Origin of the sequence: Edaphobacter lichenicola, from assembly GCF_014201315.1 — a bacterium.
In the GTDB taxonomy this organism is placed as follows: domain Bacteria; phylum Acidobacteriota; class Terriglobia; order Terriglobales; family Acidobacteriaceae; genus Edaphobacter; species Edaphobacter lichenicola_B.
Window position 1 is genome coordinate 263,710 of record NZ_JACHDY010000004.1, and the last position, 23,016, is coordinate 286,725.

Annotated in this window: 26 protein-coding genes; 10 read left to right on the top strand and 16 right to left on the bottom strand. The window is 59.7% G+C overall.

Annotated features, from left to right (window positions below; genetic code table 11):
* Nucleotides 1–41 precede the first annotated feature (41 nt).
* From gcvT to HDF09_RS14645, 6 genes are all read right to left on the bottom strand, one after another.
* Nucleotides 42–1,178 (bottom strand): glycine cleavage system aminomethyltransferase GcvT, encoded by a 1,137-nt coding sequence (gene gcvT / locus HDF09_RS14620; protein WP_183767601.1) that lies wholly within the window; start codon nt 1,176–1,178, stop codon nt 42–44.
* Between the two features lie 127 nt (nt 1,179–1,305).
* Nucleotides 1,306–2,172, bottom strand: coding sequence for a carotenoid biosynthesis protein (locus HDF09_RS14625; protein WP_183767603.1), 867 nt, complete (start codon nt 2,170–2,172; stop codon nt 1,306–1,308).
* Between the two features lie 93 nt (nt 2,173–2,265).
* On the bottom strand, nt 2,266–2,829 hold the full coding sequence (locus tag HDF09_RS14630; protein WP_183767605.1) for a hypothetical protein: 564 nt from the start codon (nt 2,827–2,829) through the stop codon (nt 2,266–2,268).
* A 98-nt stretch (nt 2,830–2,927) separates the two neighbouring features.
* Nucleotides 2,928–3,473 carry a hypothetical protein gene (locus HDF09_RS14635; RefSeq protein ID WP_183767607.1) on the bottom strand — a complete coding sequence of 182 codons (546 nt, stop codon included), beginning with the start codon at nt 3,471–3,473 and terminating at the stop codon, nt 2,928–2,930.
* Between the two features lie 126 nt (nt 3,474–3,599).
* Nucleotides 3,600–5,213, bottom strand: a complete 1,614-nt coding sequence (locus HDF09_RS14640) for an acyl-CoA mutase large subunit family protein (RefSeq protein ID WP_311719593.1) — start codon at nt 5,211–5,213, stop codon at nt 3,600–3,602.
* A gap of 71 nt (nt 5,214–5,284) precedes the next feature.
* Nucleotides 5,285–5,863 carry a hypothetical protein gene (locus tag HDF09_RS14645; RefSeq protein ID WP_183767611.1) on the bottom strand — a complete coding sequence of 193 codons (579 nt, stop codon included), beginning with the start codon at nt 5,861–5,863 and terminating at the stop codon, nt 5,285–5,287.
* Between the two features lie 68 nt (nt 5,864–5,931).
* Here HDF09_RS14645 and HDF09_RS14650 point away from each other — a divergent pair, with 68 nt between their 5' ends.
* Nucleotides 5,932–6,084, top strand: coding sequence for a hypothetical protein (locus tag HDF09_RS14650; protein WP_183767930.1), 153 nt, complete (start codon nt 5,932–5,934; stop codon nt 6,082–6,084).
* A gap of 170 nt (nt 6,085–6,254) precedes the next feature.
* Complete coding sequence (locus tag HDF09_RS14655) at nt 6,255–6,575, top strand: hypothetical protein (protein WP_406704764.1); 321 nt, start codon at nt 6,255–6,257, stop codon at nt 6,573–6,575.
* A 143-nt stretch (nt 6,576–6,718) separates the two neighbouring features.
* On the opposite strand, the gene HDF09_RS14660 is transcribed toward HDF09_RS14655, so the two are convergent.
* The 4 genes from HDF09_RS14660 to HDF09_RS14675 form a co-directional block, all read right to left on the bottom strand.
* Nucleotides 6,719–7,102: a VOC family protein gene (locus HDF09_RS14660; protein WP_221270155.1), complete on the bottom strand. Its 384-nt coding sequence runs from the start codon at nt 7,100–7,102 to the stop codon at nt 6,719–6,721.
* An 82-nt stretch (nt 7,103–7,184) separates the two neighbouring features.
* Nucleotides 7,185–7,955 carry an SDR family NAD(P)-dependent oxidoreductase gene (locus HDF09_RS14665; protein WP_183767616.1) on the bottom strand — a complete coding sequence of 257 codons (771 nt, stop codon included), beginning with the start codon at nt 7,953–7,955 and terminating at the stop codon, nt 7,185–7,187.
* Between the two features lie 205 nt (nt 7,956–8,160).
* A complete protein-coding gene (locus HDF09_RS14670; RefSeq protein WP_183767618.1) occupies nt 8,161–8,487 on the bottom strand; it encodes a hypothetical protein in 327 nt (108 codons plus the stop codon).
* Nucleotides 8,484–9,047, bottom strand: coding sequence for an RNA polymerase sigma factor (locus HDF09_RS14675; protein ID WP_183767620.1), 564 nt, complete (start codon nt 9,045–9,047; stop codon nt 8,484–8,486). The genes HDF09_RS14670 and HDF09_RS14675 overlap by 4 nt, the downstream gene beginning before the upstream one ends.
* A 689-nt stretch (nt 9,048–9,736) precedes the next feature.
* Here HDF09_RS14675 and rplU point away from each other — a divergent pair.
* Both rplU and rpmA read left to right on the top strand, forming a co-directional pair.
* On the top strand, nt 9,737–10,063 hold the full coding sequence (gene rplU / locus HDF09_RS14680; RefSeq protein ID WP_183767904.1) for a 50S ribosomal protein L21: 327 nt from the start codon (nt 9,737–9,739) through the stop codon (nt 10,061–10,063).
* An 85-nt stretch (nt 10,064–10,148) separates the two neighbouring features.
* On the top strand, nt 10,149–10,424 hold the full coding sequence (gene rpmA, locus HDF09_RS14685) for a 50S ribosomal protein L27 (RefSeq protein WP_179580270.1): 276 nt from the start codon (nt 10,149–10,151) through the stop codon (nt 10,422–10,424).
* 225 nt (nt 10,425–10,649) lie between these two features.
* Here the strand turns inward: rpmA and HDF09_RS14690 are convergent, their stop codons facing one another.
* The 3 genes from HDF09_RS14690 to rpsU all read right to left on the bottom strand — a co-directional run bounded on the left by HDF09_RS14690 (nt 10,650) and on the right by rpsU (nt 12,515).
* The gene (locus HDF09_RS14690; protein WP_183767622.1) at nt 10,650–11,567 is read right to left on the bottom strand and encodes an MBL fold metallo-hydrolase; all 918 of its coding nucleotides are present in this window, start codon (nt 11,565–11,567) and stop codon (nt 10,650–10,652) included.
* 50 nt (nt 11,568–11,617) lie between these two features.
* Nucleotides 11,618–12,031: a zinc-ribbon domain containing protein gene (locus HDF09_RS14695; RefSeq protein WP_183767624.1), complete on the bottom strand. Its 414-nt coding sequence runs from the start codon at nt 12,029–12,031 to the stop codon at nt 11,618–11,620.
* Between the two features lie 286 nt (nt 12,032–12,317).
* The gene (gene rpsU / locus HDF09_RS14700; protein ID WP_014267628.1) at nt 12,318–12,515 is read right to left on the bottom strand and encodes a 30S ribosomal protein S21; all 198 of its coding nucleotides are present in this window, start codon (nt 12,513–12,515) and stop codon (nt 12,318–12,320) included.
* 141 nt (nt 12,516–12,656) lie between these two features.
* On the opposite strand from rpsU, the gene HDF09_RS14705 reads away from it, so the two are divergent.
* From HDF09_RS14705 to glgC, 4 genes are all read left to right on the top strand, one after another.
* Complete coding sequence (locus HDF09_RS14705) at nt 12,657–13,178, top strand: gamma carbonic anhydrase family protein (RefSeq protein WP_183767626.1); 522 nt, start codon at nt 12,657–12,659, stop codon at nt 13,176–13,178.
* 32 nt (nt 13,179–13,210) lie between these two features.
* Nucleotides 13,211–14,503 (top strand): histidine--tRNA ligase, encoded by a 1,293-nt coding sequence (hisS, locus tag HDF09_RS14710; protein ID WP_183767628.1) that lies wholly within the window; start codon nt 13,211–13,213, stop codon nt 14,501–14,503.
* Nucleotides 14,504–14,569: 66 nt separating this feature from the next.
* Nucleotides 14,570–16,426 (top strand): aspartate--tRNA ligase, encoded by a 1,857-nt coding sequence (gene aspS, locus HDF09_RS14715; RefSeq protein ID WP_183767629.1) that lies wholly within the window; start codon nt 14,570–14,572, stop codon nt 16,424–16,426.
* Between the two features lie 251 nt (nt 16,427–16,677).
* Complete coding sequence (gene glgC, locus HDF09_RS14720) at nt 16,678–17,967, top strand: glucose-1-phosphate adenylyltransferase (protein ID WP_311719673.1); 1,290 nt, start codon at nt 16,678–16,680, stop codon at nt 17,965–17,967.
* A gap of 208 nt (nt 17,968–18,175) precedes the next feature.
* Here the strand turns inward: glgC and HDF09_RS14725 are convergent, their stop codons facing one another.
* Nucleotides 18,176–19,000 (bottom strand): hypothetical protein, encoded by an 825-nt coding sequence (locus tag HDF09_RS14725; protein ID WP_260181326.1) that lies wholly within the window; start codon nt 18,998–19,000, stop codon nt 18,176–18,178.
* A gap of 165 nt (nt 19,001–19,165) precedes the next feature.
* On the opposite strand from HDF09_RS14725, the gene HDF09_RS14730 reads away from it, so the two are divergent.
* Nucleotides 19,166–19,378: a Sec-independent protein translocase subunit TatA/TatB gene (locus HDF09_RS14730; protein WP_158945869.1), complete on the top strand. Its 213-nt coding sequence runs from the start codon at nt 19,166–19,168 to the stop codon at nt 19,376–19,378.
* 264 nt (nt 19,379–19,642) lie between these two features.
* Nucleotides 19,643–20,449, top strand: a complete 807-nt coding sequence (locus HDF09_RS14735) for a polyphosphate kinase 2 family protein (protein ID WP_183767635.1) — start codon at nt 19,643–19,645, stop codon at nt 20,447–20,449.
* A 104-nt stretch (nt 20,450–20,553) separates the two neighbouring features.
* Here the strand turns inward: HDF09_RS14735 and HDF09_RS14740 are convergent, their stop codons facing one another.
* Both HDF09_RS14740 and HDF09_RS14745 read right to left on the bottom strand, forming a co-directional pair.
* Entirely contained in the window at nt 20,554–21,438 is an 885-nt protein-coding gene (locus HDF09_RS14740) for a DMT family transporter (RefSeq protein ID WP_260181355.1), read from the bottom strand.
* Nucleotides 21,439–21,480: 42 nt separating this feature from the next.
* On the bottom strand, nt 21,481–22,875 hold the full coding sequence (locus tag HDF09_RS14745; RefSeq protein WP_311719604.1) for a VWA domain-containing protein: 1,395 nt from the start codon (nt 22,873–22,875) through the stop codon (nt 21,481–21,483).
* Nucleotides 22,876–23,016: the final 141 nt, after the last annotated feature.

The window sequence follows — 23,016 nt, forward strand, 5'->3', positions numbered from 1 at the left end:
CTCCAGAGAAAGTGTGTGTAACTCAATTGTAGATGCTCGGGCTAAGCAGTTTTCTTCGCCCGTTTGTAGAAGGGAAGCGGAACCACCTTGGCCTTCACCATCTGGCCGCGGATCTCTACGGAAACAACGGTATCAACCACGGCGTACTCCACAGGCACATAAGCCATCGCAATATTCTTCTTCAAAAACGGCGACGGCGAACCGCTGGTAATCTCGCCAAGCCGCTTTCCTTCAACCGAAAAAACCGTATATCCATCCCGCCCAATCCCGCGCTCCATCATCTCGAGCCCCACCAGCTTGCGCCCCGGCCCACCCGCGGCCTCTATCGCCACCAACGCTGCGCGCCCCACAAACTCCGGCTTCTCGAGCTTCGCATATCGCCCCAGCCCAGCCTCCAGCACATTGATCGTGTCCGAGATCTCATGTCCATAGAGCGCCATCCCAGCCTCGAGCCGCAGCGTATTTCGCGCCCCCAGCCCACACGCCAGAATTCCGAACTCCGCGCCCGCCGCAAGCACCTCGCCCCACACCCGCGCGCTCGTCGGCTCATCCGACGGAATATAAATCTCAAACCCATCCTCGCCCGTATATCCCGTCCGAGCGATCATCACATTGTGCAGTCCACACACCTGACCCCACGTAAACCAGTAGTTCTTGATCGTGCTCAAATCCGTCGAGGTCAGCTTCTGCAGCGTCTGCGCTGCCCGCGGCCCCTGAATCGCAAGCTGCGTGTAGTAGTCGCTGAAGTCGTTCACATGCACGCCCGGCATATGCCCGATCGTCTGCCGCACCCACTGCACGTCCTTCTCACGCGTGCCCGCATTGATGACAATCAAATAGTCATTGTCCGAAAGCTTGTGCACGATCACGTCATCCACAAACGTGCCATTCGGATGCAGCATCGCCGAGTAGTGCGCCTGCCCCACCGCCAGCTTCGAAGCATCGTTCATGCAAAGATGCTGCACCGCCGCCAGCGACCCCGGCCCACGCAGCTGAATATCGCCCATATGCGACACGTCGAACACACCCACCGCCGTCCGCACCGCCATATGCTCCGCAATCAACCCGCAACAATCCACCGGCATATCCCATCCGCCGAAGTCGACCATCTTGGACTTAGCCGCCCGGTGCACCGCGTTCAGTGCCGTCTTGCGAAGTGGTGTCATTGTCTCTGCCATAAAGATGCTTCCTCTTGTCTTCCCCGTGAATCCCGCCCCAAAAACGATAGCCCCTAAAACGGTAGCCCCTAAAAACGATAGCACCGACAAGCCCAATCCAACCACCCGCGCCCCTCGCTCCAGCGCATCACACGGAATCGCGAGCGGAAAGGGAGAGTCTGGTCCAGGCAGTCAGAGCAAAGGCTCCCATCACGAAGATCGAAACGAGAACACACGAATGGAGGATGTCTGCGCTCCTCCACTGCCTCCCCGAAGCATCCGTGACAACCGCCGGCGTCGCTGACGGAATGGCAAGGAGGACATTTCCGGCGGCCGACGCTCCATAAAAAAGAACTGGAAGACGCCAGTGTTTCAGTGGCAGAGGTGCAACCGGCCGACCCCGCAGATAGAGCGCAAATGCCTGATAAAAGAGGTAGACCGTGAGATACCACCCGAGAAAATTGCTCACCGGCACACCGAAGAAGGAGCCTCCGTCCTTCCACACCCAGGCGCGATAGAGGTTCGACCAGACTGGATCCATCGAAAGATCCCACGCCGCCATGACGAAGCTCGCAACCAGTGGCAGAAAGATCATCCGCCTGCCGTTCAGGGGTTCGTCGTAGTGGCCTACGAGCAGCAGGCCCACAACCCACGACAAGTACCCCATCCCGACATAGGCAAGCGCCAGCAATACCGGGAGCTGAATGAGCTTCGGCCCCATCACGTCGGTGAAGTAGTAGTGTCCAAAGGGAAGACCGGTTCGAAGACTCACGCTCTCCAGCAGTGTTGCGATGCCCAGGCTGAGCCCCGCGAAGACAACGATGCCACGCCATCGGTAGGTGATCTTTCCGTGGAGCAGGGCGAAGACCGCCGGCGGAAGCACATGAAGCACGACGATCAAAAGAGTTGGGAATCTATCTGCATAGAGCTGAAGAATCCGCGCCACGATATACAAAACCAGCAGCAGAGCGAGTAGGGTGCCTGTTCGTCTCTCTCCCTCATCGTCTCTCAACATGAAGAGATTCTACGTGGTGTCCCTATCCCGTTCTCATGCGTCTTCTGGTTCACCGCCGGAGCCACCGACTCGGTCAGCGCCCAAAGCACAGAATCAGGGAACCATGCGCGTCTTCAAAGACTCAACCTGTTGCTTCAAAGCAGCGTATGCCGCATCTGTCGGCTGCCCCTGCGTCTGCCACACCACATTCCCCCGATCATCAACGACCAGCAGGTAAGCATCATCCGGTTGATTGAAGTGCGTTATCGCCTTCCATCCGGCCTCATCGTTCGTAACCGGCACCACCCGGTGCTGCGCCCGCTCCGGCGTAGACGACTTGATCGACCGCAGCACCATCCCCCGAACGAATCCAGGCACCCCAGCCACAATGGGCAATTCGTAGTACGCCACCACAGTCGAGGTTCGATAGTCCGCAGCGATCTTTGTTGCCCAACCCGTTACCGCCTCTCGAGAGCCGCGACTGAATCCGATCACCAGAATCCCAGCCGCCTTCCCCTGCAACGCCGCAGGCAGATTCACCGCCTGATTCGCAAACGAGGTGCCATGAACCTCCGGGATCCGCTCCGCCGGAGCACAAGGAACGATCATCAGTCCAGTTACTACCAGCAGCACCAAGGACAGACTACGGCTGACAGAAAGCTTAGATCTCCAAGCCATCCACATAGTCTAGTGGTTGCAACCGGTCACCCTATTCGCCGCCCGCAAATCGATACGATCCGGTGAAACTTCATGCGCCAACGTTATCGTGCAGCGTCTCAGTGCATCCCGCTCGGCAGCGACTTCGTAAGTCTCCCCGCATCCAACACAAGTTCAGCCAGCGCCTCGTCGAAGTTGTGATCATGCGTCTTCTGCAGCGCCGCCGGAGCCACCGACTCGGTCAGCGCCCAAAGCACATAGTGTGTCGCCCTGTCGTAGATCACCAGCCGAAACATCGGCAGCGGATCCGAAGCGCCCTTCTCCTTATTCGCATTCGAAGGCCCATTCGGCGCAGAGAGCTGCAACTCGAAGACCAGGTCCGCCTCACTCGGAGACGTCACCAATTGATACCGTTCCCAGCTCGACACATCCGCATAAAACTGGTTGTAAGCCCGATCCGGATCGCCGCTGAACGGGTGAGGGAACAGCCCGCTATCCGCCCCCGCATTCGAGATAAACACCTTCTTCGCACTCACCAGCAACGCCGGCACCGGAGCCGCACCCGGAGTGACGGGCACCTGGCCGGAAGCGAAACCCCCAGACAGAATCGCAGCCAGAAAACCAGACAGAACCAAAGCAACACAAACCAATCGAATCCGGATCATCGTAGTGTCCTCTCCTGCGAACGGAGAAAGCCGCGTCGCGAAGCACCGTCCGTCCACGCAATCCATCAGACGCATGACCAGTTACAAATGTTTCGCGGAGCCAAAGCATCATCGCGGCCAACACACCTAAACCGTCACCGACTCCCGATACTCGCCAAACACCTTCCGCATCACATCCGCAATCTCGCCCACCGTCGCATAGCTCTCCACCGCGTTGAGTATCTGCGGCATCAGATTGCTCCCACCCCGCGCCGCATCCTCCACCCGTCGCAGCGCCCCGGCATGCGCCCCTGCATCCCGCCGCAGACGCATCGCCCGAACCCGCTCCACCTGCCGCCCCTCCAGCGCCTCATCGATCCGCTGAATCGGCACCGCTACTTCCTGGTCACTCGCGAACTCATTCACCCCAACCACAATCGCATCCTTCGCATCCACCGCCCGCTGATACCCATAAGCCGCATTTTGTATCTCCCGCTGCACATATCCCTGATCGATCGCCCGCAGCATCCCGTACTTGCCGCCCAGATCAAACCGCGCAATCGTAGCCAGGTACTCCTCCGCCCGCCGCTCAATCTCATTGGTCAGCGACTCCACATAAAACGACCCCGCCAGCGGATCCACCGTCTGCGCCACCCCGCTCTCATGCGCCAATATCTGCTGCGTCCGCAGAGCAATCCGCGCCGCATTCTCCGTCGGCAGCGACAGAGCCTCATCGAACCCATTCGTATGCAGACTCTGCGTTCCCCCCAGCACCGCCGCCAGCGCCTGCAGCGTCGTGCGAGCGATATTGTTCTCCGGCTGCTGCGCCGTCAGCGTCGACCCCGCCGTCTGCGTATGAAACCGCAGCATCCAGCTCCGCTCCTTCTTCGCGCCAAAGTGCTCCCGCATAATCCGCGCCCACATCCTGCGCGCCGCACGAAACTTCGCTACCTCCTCCAGCAGATTGTTATGCGAGTTGAAGAAGAAACTCAGCCGCGGCGCAAACGCATCCACGTTCAACCCCGCATCAATCGCCGCCTGAACATACGTCATGCCATCGGCCAGCGTAAACGCCACCTCCTGCACCGCCGTGCACCCAGCCTCGCGCATGTGGTAGCCAGAGATCGAGATCGTATTCCACTCCGGCACCTCGTCGGCCGCCCACGCAAAGATGTCCGTCACCAGCCGCATCGCATGCGTCACCGGATAGATATACGTCCCCCGCGCAATGTACTCCTTCAAAATATCGTTCTGAATCGTCCCGTTCAGCCCTTTGACCTTCGCCCCGGTCCGCTTCGCCACCGCAACATACAGCGCCAGCAGAATAGAGGCCGTTGCATTGATCGTCATCGAAGTCGAGATCGTATCCAGCGCAATCCCATCGAACAACCGCTGCATATCCTCGAGCGAATCAATCGCCACCCCAACCTTCCCCACCTCACCCAGCGCCAGCGGCGAATCCGAGTCGTACCCAATCTGCGTCGGCAGATCGAACGCCACGCTCAGCCCCTTCGTCCCATGGTCGAGCAGAAACTTGTACCGTTTATTCGACTCCTCGGCATCCCCCATCCCCGCATACTGCCGCATCGTCCACAGCCGCCCGCGATACATCGTCGGCTGAATCCCCCGCGTAAACGGATACTCCCCCGGCTCGCCCACCGTATAAGCCGCGTCGTCGCCCGCAAGATCCCCAGCCCGATACACCAGCTCCACCGGAATCCCGGAGCTCGTCTCCGGCTGCTTCAAGTCCGCCTGCTTCAAGTTGTTTTTCGTCTCGTCAGACATGCCGAACAAGTGTACCCGTCCTCACACCTCCCCAGCGACCGCGAACGTTAGCTCCGCTTCCCCCTGCGGTTAGCCTTCACGAAGCTGCTCACGCAGAAGTACCCAAACACCACCGCCATCGCCACCGCCAGCAGCAGATGCCCATGCGCCTCATGGTTCCCCGCCGTCTCATGCAGCTCCCCGCGCATCTTCCACGCATTGCTCAGCGCAAACGCCGCGAAGATCCCAAAGAAGACCCCGGTAAACTCCAGCCAGAGCTGACTCGAAGCCTTCACAAACGGCCCCCACGCCGCCTCGCCAAACCGCCTCCCGCCGCGCTTCAGCCCCAGTCCCGTCTGCGCCACCTGAACCGTCGTCCGCGCCGTCTTCTCGCCCAGTCGCGCACCCGACGCCTCAGCCTTACTCCGGGCAGCACTCGTCGCAGCAGTCTCTGCCTCCGCAGCCTTCCCCGCGCCCGAAGGATTCGGCGCCGTAGCCGCATCCACCGCCGACATCAGCGTCTTAGCCGCCAGCCGAGCCCCAATCCCAAGCGTCCGACCGAACCGAACCGAATCCATACCCAGAGTGTAGCCGTTCCCATGCCTCCACAAAAGCTCTTCCGTCCAGCACCAACGCCAAACTTTCATCTGTTTCCAACCTCCCAAACGCATCGCTTTCCCGAAGATCGGAATCAGAACCACAAGAGGCAAACACGATGAAGAGCACACTCTGGATGATCGGCGGACTCTGTGCCGCCGCCGCTGGCTTTCTGGTCCTCGGATGCCGCCGCACCTCCACCGTCGAGCTCCTCGCTCACCGATTCGAAGGCACCTGGCACGACCATCGCACTGTGGTTGAAACCACTTAGAGTCACCCTCCATTTCCCTGAAGAAATGCCGTTGCAGCGGCAACCGTCATGGGCGTATTCTTTAACCAGAAGCTAGTGACGCCGACATACCCGCAATGCCGTTCCCGCCGGTCACCTTCGTTGGGAATACCCGATGCGTGGAGTAGTTCGAACGATAGGGCAGCCTGGAGGTGGCATTGAATCAAAAGGTCAAAAACCTGATACAGAAACTTGGCGAAGCGATCCACGAGTCCGTCTCGGAGTCGGAGGATATAGCAGGCGTCGTCAAAAACATCCGCGAACAGGGTTTTGATGTCCTCCTCATGCTTGAGGCCACCATCGGGCTCAACGAGGTTGAGGCAGAAGCCGACGAGGCAACCGAAGGCGCCGAAGAAGGTACCTCGGGGCCATTCACCTCAAACGACGTGTCCTTTCTAAAGTCCTTGCGCATCAGTCTCACCGAAGACGAACCAACCGACGCCACCGATTCAACCGACACCACCGAAGCCTAAGCGCCGAAGCTGTACCGAAGTCTGAAACACAGAAGCCTGAACACAGAAGACCAGGCAGCCCTCTCATGCGACGAGGTCCAAGGACTCGGTCGTGTTCTGATTTGGCCAGTCCAACTGATAGTTCAGCCGCTTGTCCTGCGACGTTAGTCATGGTGGAAGTAGAAGAGGTTCCCGTCCAGATCCATCACGGTGAACTGTCGCAGTCCCCAGGGCTTTTTTTCTAGAGGATCGACGATGTTCGCACCTAGCGACTTCAGTTCCTCATACGCCGCATCGATATCTTCAGCAAACACCCAGTGAACGGCCGCTTCGAACGGCGCCTTCCTCGTCCGAAAAAATATCGGTCCCATATCACCGCGTGACACTGCCCCAATCCCTTTGTCCGGTTCAAGCCATCCAATCTCAAAGCCCAGTGCATCTCTGTAGTGCTGTTGTGCACGTTCAACATCAGCGACCGGCAACTCCGGCACTGGCTTGCCAATCGAGGTCATCTTCTCTTTGACGCCCATAGAGTCTGTTGCGCCCATAAAGCCCCCTTTGCTCTCCTTTATGCAACAAGACCGCCAGCGCGTCAAATCCAACGCGTCAAAATTAGGATGAGCCTGACGGCTACCTCTTTCGCATCCGCAGACTCTGCCAGCTTCCATCCACAGTCCAGCCGCCATCCACCGCCAGCGCCTGCCCATTGATAAATCCACTCTGCGCCGGCTCCGCCAGAAACAGAATTGCCCGCGCAATATCCTCCGGCGTTGCAAACCTCCCCATCGGATTCGCACCTTCGATATCGGCATCGTCATAACCCCCGCCAGCCTGGTCCGCGACATCCATCTCCGTCTTCACCCACCCAGGACACACCGCGTTGCACCGAACCCCGCGCCCGCCCCACTCCGCCGCCAGCGTCCGCGTCAGCCCAATCAACCCATGCTTCGACGCGTTATACGCCGACCGATCTCCAATCCCCACCAGTCCCGCGATCGAAGCCACATTCACGATGCTCCCGCTCCTCTGCTCCAGCATCATCGTGCCAAACGCCTTAGCTAGCAAAAATGGAGCCAGCAGATTCACCTCCAGCACCCGTCGAAACGCTCTCCCCTCCACCGTCTCTGCCGGAGCGATAAAGCTGATGCCTGCATTGTTCACCAGCACATCCGCCCGTCCCCACCGCGAGCGCACCAACTCCACCGCCCGCACCACCACCGTCTCATTCGAGATGTCCCCCAGCACCTCCTCCACTTCCACGCCGATCTTTTTCACCGCATCCACGGTCGCCGCGCAGGCCTGCAGATCCATCAGCAGCAACCCATACCCCGCCGCCGCCAAAACCTCCGCCGTACGCCGCCCAATCCCCTGCGCCGCCCCGGTAACAATCGCAATCTTCATGCCCAAAGACTACTGCATGGATCGTTTGTGAGACGTCGACGGGTTGCTACACACGAGACGACATATCGTTAGTCTTCGGATGTCGATGAGCACTGGCGATTTACCAATCGCAGAGAATCCATCCAGATTCTTCAACCGCCGTGTATGAGCTGGAAGCATGGAAAGAAGGCAGGCCTCGGCGGCCCGCCCTTCGTCTGCGATCAAATCAGCGCTGGCGGGTGTTGGCGAGGGCCCGAAGGATTGTGCGGGTGTTCTTGTTCATGACCTGACGAAGGTACATGGCGATGGCGAACAGCAGGACCAGAAAGAAAAGGTCGACGCGAAGGATCGAATGCAGCAGTCCGCCCAGGGTCTCTGGCGGAAACATGTGGAGATGCATCCAGATAAACACGACGACGGCGAGGATGGCGAGCACGCCAACGATAATGCGAGAGGAGCGTTCGGACCTGTCGGCGGCTGCAAGGGCTTGCTGGACGAAGGCGAGTTCTGCGTTCGTATCTTCGGGGTTGGGCTGCTTCTGTTCGGGGCTCATGCTGGTTTCCTTTCGGAGGTGAGGTATTTGCGAAGGGTGGTGACTCCGTAATGCAGGCGCGACTTGGCGGTGCCGATCGGAATCTCCAGGATGGCTGCACTTTCTTCGAGTGAGAGGTCGTGCTGGTAGTGGAGCAGGAGGACGGCGCGGCTGGCGGGCGAGACCTGGTCGAGGAGGGTCAGGAAAGCCTCGTCTGGTGGCTCCCCGAGATTGAGGTTGAGGGTCGTGAGATGTTCAGGCGGTGCCTCGTCAAGCGGCTGCCAGCGGCGGGCGCGTTTGAGATGAGAGAAGGCAATACGCGAGGCGATCCGGAAGGTCCAGGGGCGGAAGACGGCGGGCTCGCGCAGGAACCGGAGCTTGCGGAAGATCTGGAGCGAAGTCTCTTGGAGGATGTCGTCGGCCAGGGCGGCGCCGACGAGACGGGTGACGTAGCGGCGCAACGGCGCATAGGTATCACGGAGAAGTTGTTCCAGTGCGGCCCGGTCCCCGGTTTGCGCCAGAAGGACAAGGAGCGTTTGCTCGGGGGTCGCAGGCTCCTTCGCCTCAGTTCGGGTCTGCATGCTTGAGAGAGGTGTTGGAGTCACGAAAGGTTCGCTTCTGGCGGATAAATAATTATGAACGCGTAAGACGGGGTGGGAACTGATCACTTTCCAGATCTGGGATCAACGTACTGGGCGCGCGTCGCAGCGCAAACTCTGTCAAGCCCCAACCACCACAAAACCCGCTCCAGCCGCGGCTTTTCGCGTGGCATATTACCCCCATCCAACCCGGTACAATTAAACAAAGAGTCCAAAACCGACCCAGGCAGCAGAGACCATGCAACTGCAACAAAACAAGTATTTTGTGCATAAGTCATCTAGAATCAATACTTTGCAGACGCTTACCCGCTGTAAATTATTGCAAACATTAGACTTGCTCCTAAAATACCCCCAGGGGGGAGGGGGTAGCTAGTATTGACAGCCAGTATCAAGAACCAGCATCAAGGAAAAAGAGGGAACCATCGTTGACCCCCCTCCCGGAACGCGATACACTCATTAAGTTTGGCGCTGCAACCCGTGTGTCTTCATCTCAAAGATGATCTCAAGGGTTGCAGGGACGACAGGCTTAGGCCCGGCGGTCACTCGAAACCTGAGACTGCGATGGCTTGACCGGTTGGCTTACTGTAGTGCTCCTGTATGCGCCCATGCAGCACAATCTATCTTTTGAAGAAAGCGGTCAGCATCACGCGACTCCGCTTGAGGTTCTAGTCATGTACGCAGTCATCCGCACCGGCGGCAAACAGTATCTGGTCTCCCCTGGCGAAAAGTTGAAGATTGAAACCACCGCCCACGAGAACGGCAACATCGAGTTCTCCGACGTCCTCGCCATCAGCGGCGAAGCCGGCAAGTTCGAGTCCGACCTCACCGGCGCCAAGGTTCTCGCCTCCGTCGTCGGAGAAGGCCGCGGCGAAAAGATCCTCGTCTTCAAGCTCAAGCGCAAGAAGCAGTACAAGAAGATGCAGGGCCACCGCCAGAACTTCGTCGAGGTCAAGATCAACGAGATCCTCGTCAACGGCAAGAGCTTCAAGGAAGCATAAAAAAGCTCTTCAGCAAGAGTTTGTTTTCAGTTTCAGTTTTTACTAAGCGCACAGGCCCAGAGGGCAGCGCGAAAGAGGCAATCGAATGGCACATAAAAAAGGTTTAGGTTCTTCCAAAAACGGCCGCGACTCAAACGCCCAGCGGCTCGGAGTCAAGGTATTCGGCGGTCAGACGATCCTCGGCGGCGGCATCATCGTCCGTCAGCGTGGAACCCCGCTCAAGCCCGGCGCCAACGTCGGTCGCGGCAAAGACGACACCCTCTTCGCCAAGGTCGACGGCATCGTCCGCTTCCAGGACAAGGGCCAGCACGGCCGCTTCGTCAACGTCGACCCAGCCGAGCTTACTTCCGTTCCTGTCTAGGCGCCACAGGTCACCAGCAACTGGCCACAAGTCACCACGAAGTCACCATAATCTGCACCCAGAGAACCCTGCCACGCGCAGGGTTTTCTATTTCAGAAACTGTCCTGCCGGACGGGCGCCCTGCGCGGGCGGCGGTCACTTCGTGACGGATATACCCCTTCGGTTGGCGCTCCCGTTGGTCGCGAGGAAGATTGATTCCGACCAACGGGAGGACCACGCGAAGCTTTAAAAAGGCGTGTGAACGCCCGCCACCAGAACCGGCTTGCCCTTCTCATTCAGCCCGATCCGCCCCATCGGCGTCTCATGGTCGTGCGTAAACAACACCAGCCAGTTCTCCGGAATCGCCCGCGAGTAGAACCGCTTCCGCTGCGCAATCGTCTCCACCGGATCCAGGTCATACCCCATCACCCACGTCGGATCGAGATGCCAGCTGGTCGGAATTAAATCCGAGATATAGCAGGCATGTTGCCCCTTCGACTCCACGTGAATCGCCATCAACTGCGCCGTATGACCAGGAAAGACCTCGACGCTAACGCCCGGACAGATCTCCGGATTCGCCCTGATTCCAGCCTCATCCAGCAGTGTCATCTGCCCCGATTCCACCAGCGGGTCATAGTTCTGCGACAGATAACTCACCCGGTCCCGATCCAGCTGCAAGTGACCATGTTCCACCTCGCCACGATGCGCAAAGTACCGCGCATTCGGGAACGTCGGAGTCACCGAGCCATCGGGATGCAGCGTAGTGTTCCACCCGCAGTGGTCGAAGTGAAGGTGAGTATTCACCACCACATCCACCTCCTCAACCCTCACCCCAGCCGCGGCAAGAGACTGCGGCAGAAGCTCCTGGTTGCAATGGATCTCCCGCATCTTCGCCGGCTGCTTATTGCCGACTCCGGTCTCGATCACCACCGTCTGTTTGCCTGTTCGCACCACCACCGTATTCAGCCCCAGCAGAATGCGGTTCTGCTCATCCGCCGCGGCGCGCTTCTCCCACAACGGCTTCGGCACCACGCCGAACATGGCACCGCCATCGAGCTTATAGCTTCCATCCGTACATACGATGAGCTCGAACTCCCCAACCTCAGCCCGCGCCCGAACCAGCTCCGCAGCCGCATCCTGCAGCCCACTCCCGTCAACGCCCATAAGTCCCTCACTCACATCCTACTGTGAGGGATACAGGCAGAAGTAGCAGTTCAGACCCGCGAAGCCGCCAGCAGCTCGACGCTGGCCGCAACATGCTCTCCAGGGACACCGGCAACCATCCCCGCTGTCTCGGCCGCAGTCACCAGCGCCCCCGTCGTAGGAGCACGCTTGCTCTGGAAGCACTGCCGGCAAAGCACCGGGCGCCCCTGTGTCGGCTTGAACGGCACAGTAGTCTCCACCCCGCACTCCGAGCACTCCGTACGCGTCTCGGTTCGCGACAGGCCCGCCGCCGCCGGCCCCGTGCCCGCCTTCAGCCCCACCCCGGATCGTTTGGACTTGCAAGGCTTACAGCGCTTTGGGTCGTTCTTGAATTGTTTGTCGAAGAAAAAAAGTTGTTCCCCGGCGGTGAAGATGAACTCGCCGCCGCAGTCTGCGCAGGTTAATAGCCGATCCAGAAATTCCATGCCGCTTCTCCCGTCCTACGGAAAGGAAGAACACCCGAGGGCCTGATCGTGGCAACACCGCAAGGGGGTTTACCTTTACTGATGACCGTTACTCTTTGGATTTGAAGGGGCCCGAAACTACGAGTTCGTGGAATTTGCTTTGGTTTGCCGGTCAATATGAACCAGAAACAGGTTCTATCTGCCGGGGCTAGCCGATGGCGGGAGTCCATCTCTAGCGGTTCAGACGGGCCGCCTCTTCAAACTCTCTGATCGAGGAAGAGGCGGCACATCCTGGTTGCGGAGCTGACTAATCCTGCTCCTTACGGACCTTCTTACGATTGCGCTTACGTGCAAGCGCTTCTTTCACACGCTTCTTCTCACCTGGTTTCAGATAAAAAGAGTGACGCTTGACTTCCTTGATAATGTCTTCTGTCTGCACCTTGCGCTTAAAGCGCCGCAGGGCATTCTCAAGGGGCTCGCCTTCTTGTACTCGAACCTCTGCCAAGAAAAATACACCTCCAACCACTCCCAAGGGGGATATCTACTAGAATACTCGTCTTTAGCGCGAAAAGCACACAAATCGTTGGTAATTAGGGGGTGGATACCACTCTGAAATCTTTTGCATTCCAAAGGTAGAATTTGTTACATGATTCGCACTTATCAGGCACACACACCGGAAATTCCTGCCAGTTGCTACGTCGACCAGTCGGCTCAAGTCATCGGTGACGTCACCCTCGGCGAACAAGCCAGTGTCTGGATGAACGCCGTCGTCCGGGGCGACGTGAATTCGATCCGCATCGGCGCAAAAAGCAACGTACAGGACTGCGCCGTCCTTCACGGCATGCGCCATCTCTACCCCGTAATCGTAGGCGAGCTCGTGACCATCGGCCACAACGCAACCGTGCACGGATGCGTGCTCGAAAATATGGTCCTGGTCGGCATCGGCGCGACCATCCTCAACAACGCCAGGATTGGCGAGGGATCGATCATAGCCGCGGGAGCGGTAATTCCTGAGCACACCGTGATTCCACCCAACTCTCTCGTTGCTGGAGTTCCAGGCAAGGTGCGGCGAACCCTCGGCGATGCGGATCGGACGCTGATCCTCAAGTACGCACAGAACTACCTCGACTACACCGCGATCTATCTGGCCGAAGCAGCCGGCGCGTAAATCCCGCGTCGCTTTCGCTACACTAGGAAGTGATGGCTACTTTGAAGGCAGTACGCGGGACTCGGGACTTGTTGCCTCCCGAGACGGCGCTTTGGAACTATGTGGAGGCTACGGCGAGAGCCGTCTTTGCACGCTACGGATTTGGGGAGATTCGCACGCCGATCTTCGAGGATACGACACTCTTCGCCCGCGGCGTAGGCGAGGAGACCGACATCGTCTCCAAGGAGATGTACACCTGGGAGGATCGCGCGCGAGCCGATAGCGACAGCGCGCAGAGCCTAACCCTCCGTCCCGAAAACACCGCCGGCGTCGTTCGTGCCTACATCGAGCACAAGCTCGCAGACACGGGAATGCTACAGAAGCTCTTCTACATCGGCCCGCAGTTCCGGCGCGAGCGGCCCCAGCGTGGACGCTATCGCCAGTTCTGGCAGATCGGCGCAGAGGTCCTCGGACCAGCGTGGTCAGGCGCGGACAGCCCCCTGCGCGATGCAGAAGTTCTCGAGATGCTCTCCACCTTCCTCAACGAACTCGGCGTGAAGGGCTGGAAGCTCGAAGTGAACTCGGTGGGTTCCTCGACCGACCGGCCCAGGTACATCGCTGCCCTGCGTGAGGCGTTGGCTCCCGTGAAGGATCAAATGAGCGCAGACAATCAGCGCAGAGCAGAGACGAACCCGCTACGTGTGCTGGACTCGAAGGATGCTGGCGATCAGGAGATTATCAACAGCCTGCCCAAGATCGCGGACTTCCTCGATGAAGCCAGCAAAGAGCACTTCGCGCAGGTGCTTGCCGCACTCGATGCCTGTGGCGTCGCCTATACCGTGAATCCACGTCTGGTTCGCGGCCTCGACTACTACACGCGAACCACCTTCGAGTTCACCGTTCCCGACGGAAGCGGACTCGGAACGCAGAACGCTCTGCTGGGAGGCGGTCGCTACGACGGACTCTCCGAGATGCTCGGCGGCCCGAAGGCTCCCGGAATCGGCTTCGCGATCGGAGAAGATCGATTGATCCTGACGCTTCAAGCCCAGGAGTCAGCTGCAGTTGCACTGAAGCTCGATGCCTTCATCGCTCCGATGGGAATCGCACAGAATGCAGCCGCACTAGCCTTGGCGCAGGAGCTTCGCCGAGCAGGACTCGCGGTTGAAATTGGAGACGGAAGCTTCCGGCTGAAGAAGTCCTTCGAAGCCGCCGACAAGCTAGCCCGGCGAATGGTGATCGTCGGCGAAGATGAGGTTTCGTCGGGTATCCTGACGGTTAAAGACTTTAGCGCCGGAGAGCAGACAAAGGTGCCTCGAGCTCAACTTGCGGGTTTTCTTCGCGCTTAGGATTCTGCTCCAGTCTCCGATAGGCAACTTCGAGAAAACGACTTTGTTTTGAAAGTGAATGAGATCATGTTGGACTTTTTAGGCACTCTGCAACGCACTCACATGTGCGGCGAACTTCGTATCGAACAGGACGGTCAGGAGATCGTCCTCATGGGTTGGGTCAACCGTCGCCGCGACCACGGCAACCTCATCTTTCTCGATGTGCGCGACCGCAGCGGCATCACCCAGGTTGTCCTCGATAAAGAGGTCTCCAGCGAGGCGCACGCCAAGGCCGAGGCCGCGCGATCCGAGTACGTCGTCGCGGTCAAGGGCAAGGTTCGCCGGCGCGGCGCGGGGCTCGAGAATCCCAACATGCCGACCGGCGCAATCGAGATCGTCGCCAGCGAGCTGCTACTGCTGAACGAAGCGAAGACTCCTCCGTTCTCGCCCGCCGAAGAGGCGATTGCCAACGAAGAGGTTCGGTTGAAGTATCGCTATCTTGACCTCCGTCGTTCGGAGATGCAGCATAACTTCGAGCTGCGCAGCAAGGTCGCGATGGCGATCCGCAACTACCTCGTCGAGCAGGGCTTTCTTGAGATCGAGACTCCCTTCATGACGCGGTCCACTCCCGAAGGCGCACGCGACTACCTGGTGCCCAGCCGCGTTCACGCCGGCAGCTTCTATGCGCTGCCGCAGTCCCCGCAGATCTTCAAGCAGATCCTGATGATCTCCGGCTTCGACAAGTACTTCCAGATCGCGCGCTGCTTCCGCGACGAAGATCTACGCGCCGACCGCCAGCCAGAGTTCACCCAGATCGACCTCGAGATGAGCTTTCCCCAGCAGGAGAAGGTCTTTCGCGTGGTCGAAGGGTTTCTCACCGCCGCGTTCAAGACAGCCTCGATCTCGTTGACGACGCCCTTCGTGCAGATGACCTACGACGACGCGATTCGCAACTACGGTATCGACAAGCCGGACATGCGACTGCCTGCGATGGTCTCGCTGACCGACGTACTCACGCCGGAGGTGCGCGAGTCGCTGAAGATCGAAAAGGATCTGCCAGTGCTCGGGTTCTGCATTCCCAAGGCGGGCACTCTCAGCGGAACGCAGAAGCGTGCGCTGGTGGAGGAGATCCGCGCAACGTTCGGCGACAGCGGTCTCGACTTTCTAGATGTAACGCGGTTGAAGACGAACGAGGCATTCGCTCCGCTGGCTACGGCGATAGAAGCGAAGCTCTCAGACGAGCAGACTCGCGTTAAGGCAGCCGCGAAGCAGACAGACGCTGCCGACCTGGTCATCGTGATCACCCCAAAACTCGGTACGCCTGCAAAGTGGAACCACGATCCGCAGTGGATCTACAAGCGGGTGGGTGCGCTACGACTGCAGCTTGCGGCCAAGTTCGCAGACAAGCACAAGCTCTTCGAAAAGACCGGCACCGAAGCCGACTACAAGTTTCTCTGGGTCACCGACTTCCCCATGTACGAGTGGGATGAGGAGACCAAGGTCTGGAACGCAGCACATCACCCCTTCACCTCTCCTCATGAAGAGGACATCAAGGCCGGCCGTCTGACCAACGACAAGGGCGCTGTACGAGCGCTCGCCTACGACATCGTCCTGAACGGCACCGAGCTCGGTTCAGGTTCAATCCGTATTCACCGGCAGGATGTCCAGGCAGAGATCTTCCGCTCTCTCGGCATGTCGGACGCCGAGGCGAAGGAGCGCTTCGGCTTCTTCCTCGATGCACTTGAGTACGGCACACCCCCACACGGCGGCATCGCGCTCGGCCTCGACCGCATCGTGATGATCCTCGCCGGCGCAACCAGCCTGCGCGAGGTCATTGCGTTCCCCAAAACGGCCAAGGCGATCGACCTGATGGTGGATGCGCCTACGCCGGTCAGCGATCAGCAGATGCGCGAGCTACACCTGAAGACGGTGACTCGAAGTTAGAGCCGATTTCTCGTTGATCTAGAGTGCAATGCCCCGGAAGCCCATGTCTCAGATTCGAGACACAGCACACCCGCGTTCGCCAGGGTCCGGTCTCCAAAAACATCGCGCCTCCTCGCCTCCGCCGCGCCACATTCCAAAGTCAATCTCTGCATGGTAGACTCGCGTTTCCCTGTAACACGTGGGTCGCTTTGTGCATCTGACTGACGTGGTACGAAGCTCAGCCGCTTAACGCAGAAGTCGGAGTCCGGAAGATTATGAGAGATACCCTTGGTGTTCTACTCGCTGGTGGCGCAGGCGAACGGCTCTTTCCCCTCACCCGCGATCGCGCAAAGCCCGCCGTCCCCTTCGCCGGCCAGTACCGCATCATCGACATCACCCTCTCCAACTGCATCAACTCCGACCTTCGCCACGTCTACATCCTCACCCAGTACAAGGCGCTCTCCCTCAACCGCCACATCCGCGAGGGGTGGGGCACCGTCGTAGCCAACGAGCTAGGCGAGTTCATCGAGATCCTTCCCCCCATGCAGCGCGTCTCCAAGTCCTGGTACCAGGGCACCGCCGACGCCGTCTACCAGAACATCTACTCCATCGGCTCCGAAGAACCCAAATACGTCCTCATCCTCTCCGGCGACCACATCTACAAGATGAACTACGCCCTCATGATGCAGCAGCACGCCGACTCAGGCGCCGACGTCACCATCGCCACCCTCCCCATCAAGCCGGAAGAGGTGCCTTCCTTCGGTGTCGTCGAAGTAGCCCGCAACGGCGAGGTCACCGGCTTCGAGGAGAAGCCAAAAGAAACCAAGCTCCGCTCGCCCTTCAACCCAGACATGGTCGACGCCTCCATGGGCATCTACATCTTCAACACCGACGTGCTTATCCCCGAGCTCATCAAGGACGCCGAAGACCCCGACTCCAAGCATGACTTCGGCCACAACATCCTGCCCAACATCCTCGGCCGCGTCAAAATGCGCGCCTACAACTTCGTCGACGAGAACAAGCAGAAGGCTCTCTACTGGCGCGACGTCGGTACCCTCGAGGCCTACTACGAGGCCAACATGGACGTCGCCGGCGTCACCCCTACCTTCAACCTCTACGACAAATCCTGGCCCATGCGCACTCGCCCCTACCAGTACCCGCCCGCCAAGTTCGTCTTCGGCGAACCCGGCCGCACCGGCATGGCCATCAACTCCATCGTGGCCGCCGGCACTATCGTCTCGGGAGCAGTCGTGCGCAACTCCGTCGTCTCGCAGGACGTCCGCGTCAACTCCTACGCCGACGTCGATTCCTCGATCGTCTTCTCCCACGTCAACATCGGCCGCCACTGCCGCATCCGTCACGCCATCATCGACCGCGACGTCCACATTCCCGACGGCACGGTCATTGGCTACGACCCCAACGAGGACAAGAAGAACTACTTCGTCTCCCAGAGCGGCCTCACCGTTGTCACCCGCGACTACTCTGTCTACGAAAACCCTGTCTCTCCGGAGTTCCTCAACCGAGACACCCCAGGCAAGCCCGTAAACGTAGGACCAGAATAAGAGGGCAGTCTTATTCCCGACCAAAGGGAGGACCGAAGCAGTCAGCCTTACCCAAACAAGGTATACAAGTCACGAAGTGACCGCCGCCCGCGCAGGGCGCCCGTCCGGCAGGACACGTGCTGCTATCTGGGCGCACTCAAGGAAGCAAAAAACAGGGCCGCCAATCAGGCGACCCGTTTCTTCTTACACGCTCAACTCAGCGACAAACCTACTGCTTGCCAATTCGATACACCACGCCGCCGGAGATCGAGAAGAACTCCCGCGTCTCGGTCCCGAAGTGCTCCAGGATCAGATCCGGCGAAACCCGGATCGCCCAGTTCTTCGAGCGATTGAAGTCGATACTCGCTCCCAGCGCCGCAATTGGCTTCGTACGGTTCGAATAGAGGCCCGTAGCCGCGTACGCCTCGGCCTTCGACACCACCAGATCCTTAAAGCTGTAGTCAAAGGTTCCGTGAGACACGCCGCCGTAGCCATGGAAGTTCAACGCGGCATAATGGTTCCTGTACTTGGTGCGATACTGCGCGCCTGCCATGATCGTATTCAGGTAAACCAGTGGCCGGTTGTTGATGCCGGTACCGCCCGTCGTACTCGTGGGCCGGGTAATTCCCGAGTTCGCGAACACAGGTGTCGTTCCCGCATCGATGCGGTAGTCAACCCCTACGCCGATAGCCCGCGTAAACCAGTGATCTCCCGGCAACCAGTACGTGCCCAGCACCTCGCCGCCGCCCAGGTTCATACGGTTGGGCAAAGACTGCCCCGCCTGGAAGTTCATAAAGTTCAGGCCGCCGTAGATCTCATACTTGTTGTCGTACGTCGCCGGCGCCGCAAGAGCGATCTTCGTATTCGTGATCGGCACCGTATTCTGCGTCGGCTGTGTGGCCGAGGACGAAGTAGCCTGCGCCCGGCCCAGCGTCCCGCCCGTCATCAGTAAACCCGTTGCCAACACTCCAAAGAAGGCGCGTTGCCCTGTCCTCCGCGCCCCGGTCAACTTCCATGCACCACTCGTCTTCAATCGCAACATCCGTCTCCGCATCTCTTCCAGCATCTGCTACTGCACTTACCCTTTGTACACATACCAAGATATAACGTTCAGCCAACATCTGCTTCGGCCCCCGCGGCGTATCTCTTCATAGCGCACACCTGTGCGACAATAGTGGGTGGCAGTCGGAACATGCGTCAGGCTGCAGGGAGAAACAGTATGGGCGAACTATTTACACCAACACATCTCATCGTCATCGCCGTAGTCGTCCTGGTCCTCTTCGGCGGCAAAAAACTGCCCGAGCTCGGCAAAGGTCTCGGCGAAGGACTCCGCGGCTTCAAGGACGGGATGAAGGGCGTCACCGACGAGGTCAACAAGCCGACCGAGACAACCCACGCCGTCACTCCCAAGCCTGAAGAATCTGTCAAATAACTCGACTTCCTCCCCGCGAACCAACTCCTCTTGCTAGAAGCCAATTCCTGTGTCCTGCCGGACGGGCGCCCTGCGCGGGCGGCGGTCACTTCGTGACGTGTGTACCGGTCTTGGCGGAATGAGCGGCACGGTCCTCCCGTTGGTCGGCATAGAATTCAGCTTGCGACCAACGGGAGCACCAAGCGAAGCGGTATACAAGTCACGAAGTGACCGCCGCCCGCGCAGGGCGCCCGTCCGGCAGGACAAAACGAGGGAACCATTCGAATGAAGATCAAATCCCCCTACCTCATCAAGCCAAACGCGCACATCCGGCTCGCAAAAAAATCCACCTCAGACACCGGCAGTTACAAGTCCGAGGAAGCCGCCGCAGCAGTCCTGGCCAAGCACCGCACCCAGCTCGCAGCCCTGCAGGACGTCTTCTACGCCAGTCAGACCAAAGCCCTCCTCATCGTCCTCCAGGGCATGGACACCGCCGGCAAAGACGGCACCATCAGCCACATCTTCTCCGGCATCAACCCCCAGGGCTGCGACGTCGCCTCCTTCAAAGTCCCCACCCCGCTCGAAGCCCGCCACGACTTCCTCTGGCGAGCCCACGCCCAGGTCCCGCCCCGGGGCATGATCAACATCTTCAACCGCTCCCACTACGAAGACGTCCTCTCCCCGCGCGTCCACAAACTCATCACCGACAAAGTCATGAGCCGCCGTCTCGACGACATCAACGAGTTTGAGAGCATGCTCTTCGACAACGACGTCCTCATCTTGAAGTTCTACCTGCACATCTCGCACGACGAGCAGACCCGCCGCCTCCAGTCCCGCATCGACGACAAGCAGAAGCACTGGAAGCTCTCCGAGGCCGACCTCCACGAGCGCAAGTTCTGGCCCCAATATATCGAAGCTTACGACCGCATCCTCTCCACCACCAGCCCCAGACACGCCCCCTGGTTCGTCATCCCCGCCGACCACAAGTGGTACCGCAACATCGCCATCTCCGCCATCCTCGTAGACGCCCTGCAAAGCCTGAAATTAAAATTCCCCGCGCCAACCCTCGACGCCTCCACCATCAAGCTCTAAGGTATACAAGTCACGAAGTGACCGCCGCGAACCGGGGTCCCCGCAAACGGGTCTTCGTTTGCGGGGTGGCCACGCGCAGGGCGCCCGTCCGGCAGGACATCGGGTCAGAGCGTAACCATCACCACAGCAGCCGCAGCCACAGCCATCCCCCACGCCTGCCTCCGCGTAGGCCGCTCCCTCAACGTCCACGCCGCCAGCAGAATCGTCGAAGCCGGATAGAGCGAAGCCAGCACCGCAGCAACATCCAGACGCCCGGCTCGCGTCGCCGCAATATAAAGCAGATTCCCCGAGGTATCGAGCAGCGCCGTAGCCATCGCCCACATCACCACTGGCCGCGTCACCCGCGCCTGCCCCTCGTCTTTCTTCGAGCGCAACGAAATCCCCGCCAGCATCAGCGCGCACACCGTCAAACTCCCCATCCTGCAAGTAGCCAGCGGCCAGATCACACCCGTCTTCGCCGCCGCCACCTTCAGCGCTGTGAAATAAATCCCAAACCCCACCCCACCGATCACCGCCAGCCAGACGGTACTCCGGTCCGCAGGCTTTGCCTCAGCGTTCTCCCCCGCCGCAATCAGCCAGATCGAAACCCCCGCCACCAAAAAACCAGCCAGCTGCAGCATCCCGGGAGACCCCTCCCACGCCGCAGAAAACGCCGCAGGAATCGCCGCCGCCAGCAACCCGCTCAGCGCCGCCGAAGCCCCCATCGCCCCGCGCGACAGCGCAATATAAAAGCAAGCCAGCGAGACTCCTGCGGTCACCCCGGCCACCAGTCCCCAGAGCAGCGCCGCACCATGCGGAAACGCATCTCCCCGTGCCCACGCCGCCAGCACCAGCAAGCTCAAGCTCGCACAGTGGCTCAGCAGAATCACCCGCAGCGCAGCGCCCATCGAGCCACCGGCCTGCTTCACGCCCATGCCGCCTGCAAAATCCCCACCGCCCCACAGCACTGCGGCAGCCAGCGCCATCAGCGCATTTCCATGCACCAGCATCTCCATCAGATTCCGATCAGGCCGCGCCGCCGGCCACGCGTCTTACTTGACCGACACAACTCCCGTAGGCCGCGAATCGGCCGCCGTCGGATAGTAGCCCTTCTTCGCGATCACCGTCAGGTTCGGACGCAGCACCTTCACCTCAAGGGTCCGGTACTTGCCATCGATAAACGGTTCATGCGTGTAGTAGCCGACCGTGTACTGCGTCCGCACCTCTTCCGCAATCTTCGCAAAGCTCGTTTCGATACCCTTCTGCCGGAACTCGCCATCGAAGTTCCCGCCCGTAGCATTCGCATACGCCGGCAGAATGTTATCCCGCATCTGCAGCGGCAGGTGGATTCGATCGAGGAATCCAATCACCGGCAGCGACGAATCACCCACCAGCGTCCCATACACCGCAATTTTGTTCGTGTTCAGGTACTTCACCACCTGCGAAAACTTCGCCGTGCTCCCATACTCGCGTCCGTCGCTGATCACGTAGATAATCCGCCGCCGCCCAGTCTTGGTCTTCGAAAGAGCAGTCCCCGCCGCCAGAATCGCATCGTTCAGCGTATGCACATCCCGCGGAACATTCTGAATTCCCAAAATACTCGTCCCATGCGTAGCATTCGTATTCGGATCAGTGTGGCTATCCTGCCCACCATTGATATTGATGTTCTGTCCCAACGGCCCCGTCGTGTCGTAGTAGATCGGCTCACGCCCCGTCACCTTCGACCGCTCCAGCACCGCCTCCAGACGCGCACTCTGCGCCCCGGTAAAGTCCGTCTGCATCTTCGGCCCGTTGTTATACGTAAACACCGAGACCTCGTCATACGGCGTAAACGCTCCCTGCAGTGCAGACAGCGAGTTATTCACCTTCGCCATATTGTCGTACGTCATGCTCTGGTCGATCACCAGCGCCACCGACAGAGGAAACGGATCGACCGTAAACAGATCCAGCTTCTGCCGCAGGTTGTTCTCATACACGCGCACATCGCGCCAGGTCAGCCCCGGCACCAGCCGCTGCTTGTTGTCCTTTACCGTAAACGGCACTTCCACAAAGTTCGTCTGCACGCGCAGCGTAAACGCGTCCGGCCCCTGCCCACCGGTAGGAATCTCAGGCGGAGGCCCATCGTCCTGCTTCTGCGCCGCGCTCTCCGGTAGCCTGCTCGGCACTCCGCCATCCTGCGCACGAGCCGCGGAGTTATCGCCATTCGACTCCGGCGTCGTCCCCGCACCCGGCGTCACCGGCCCAACCGGCAATCCCTGCGGGTTCGGAGCATCGGGAATCGTCTGTGGTTTTGGCCCATCAGGGATCGTCTGCTGTTGCGGCACATCCTGCTGCGCCTGCGTCAACGCCGGCTGTCCAGCCATCATGCACGCCAAAGCCCCTGCCAACACACTGTTCCTCACCACGACCACGCGAAAATCCCCCATACCTTCCAGCCGGGCCTTCACAGCCCAAAGCTTCACGAACTACCAGACTATCAGCGCAACATCTCCGCCGCCATCCCCATCCCGCAGGATCCGGCCGCGCCGCCATGCACCTTGGACGCCCAGCCGCCTCACAACGTTACGCCCCAACCGGCTTCGCCTCTT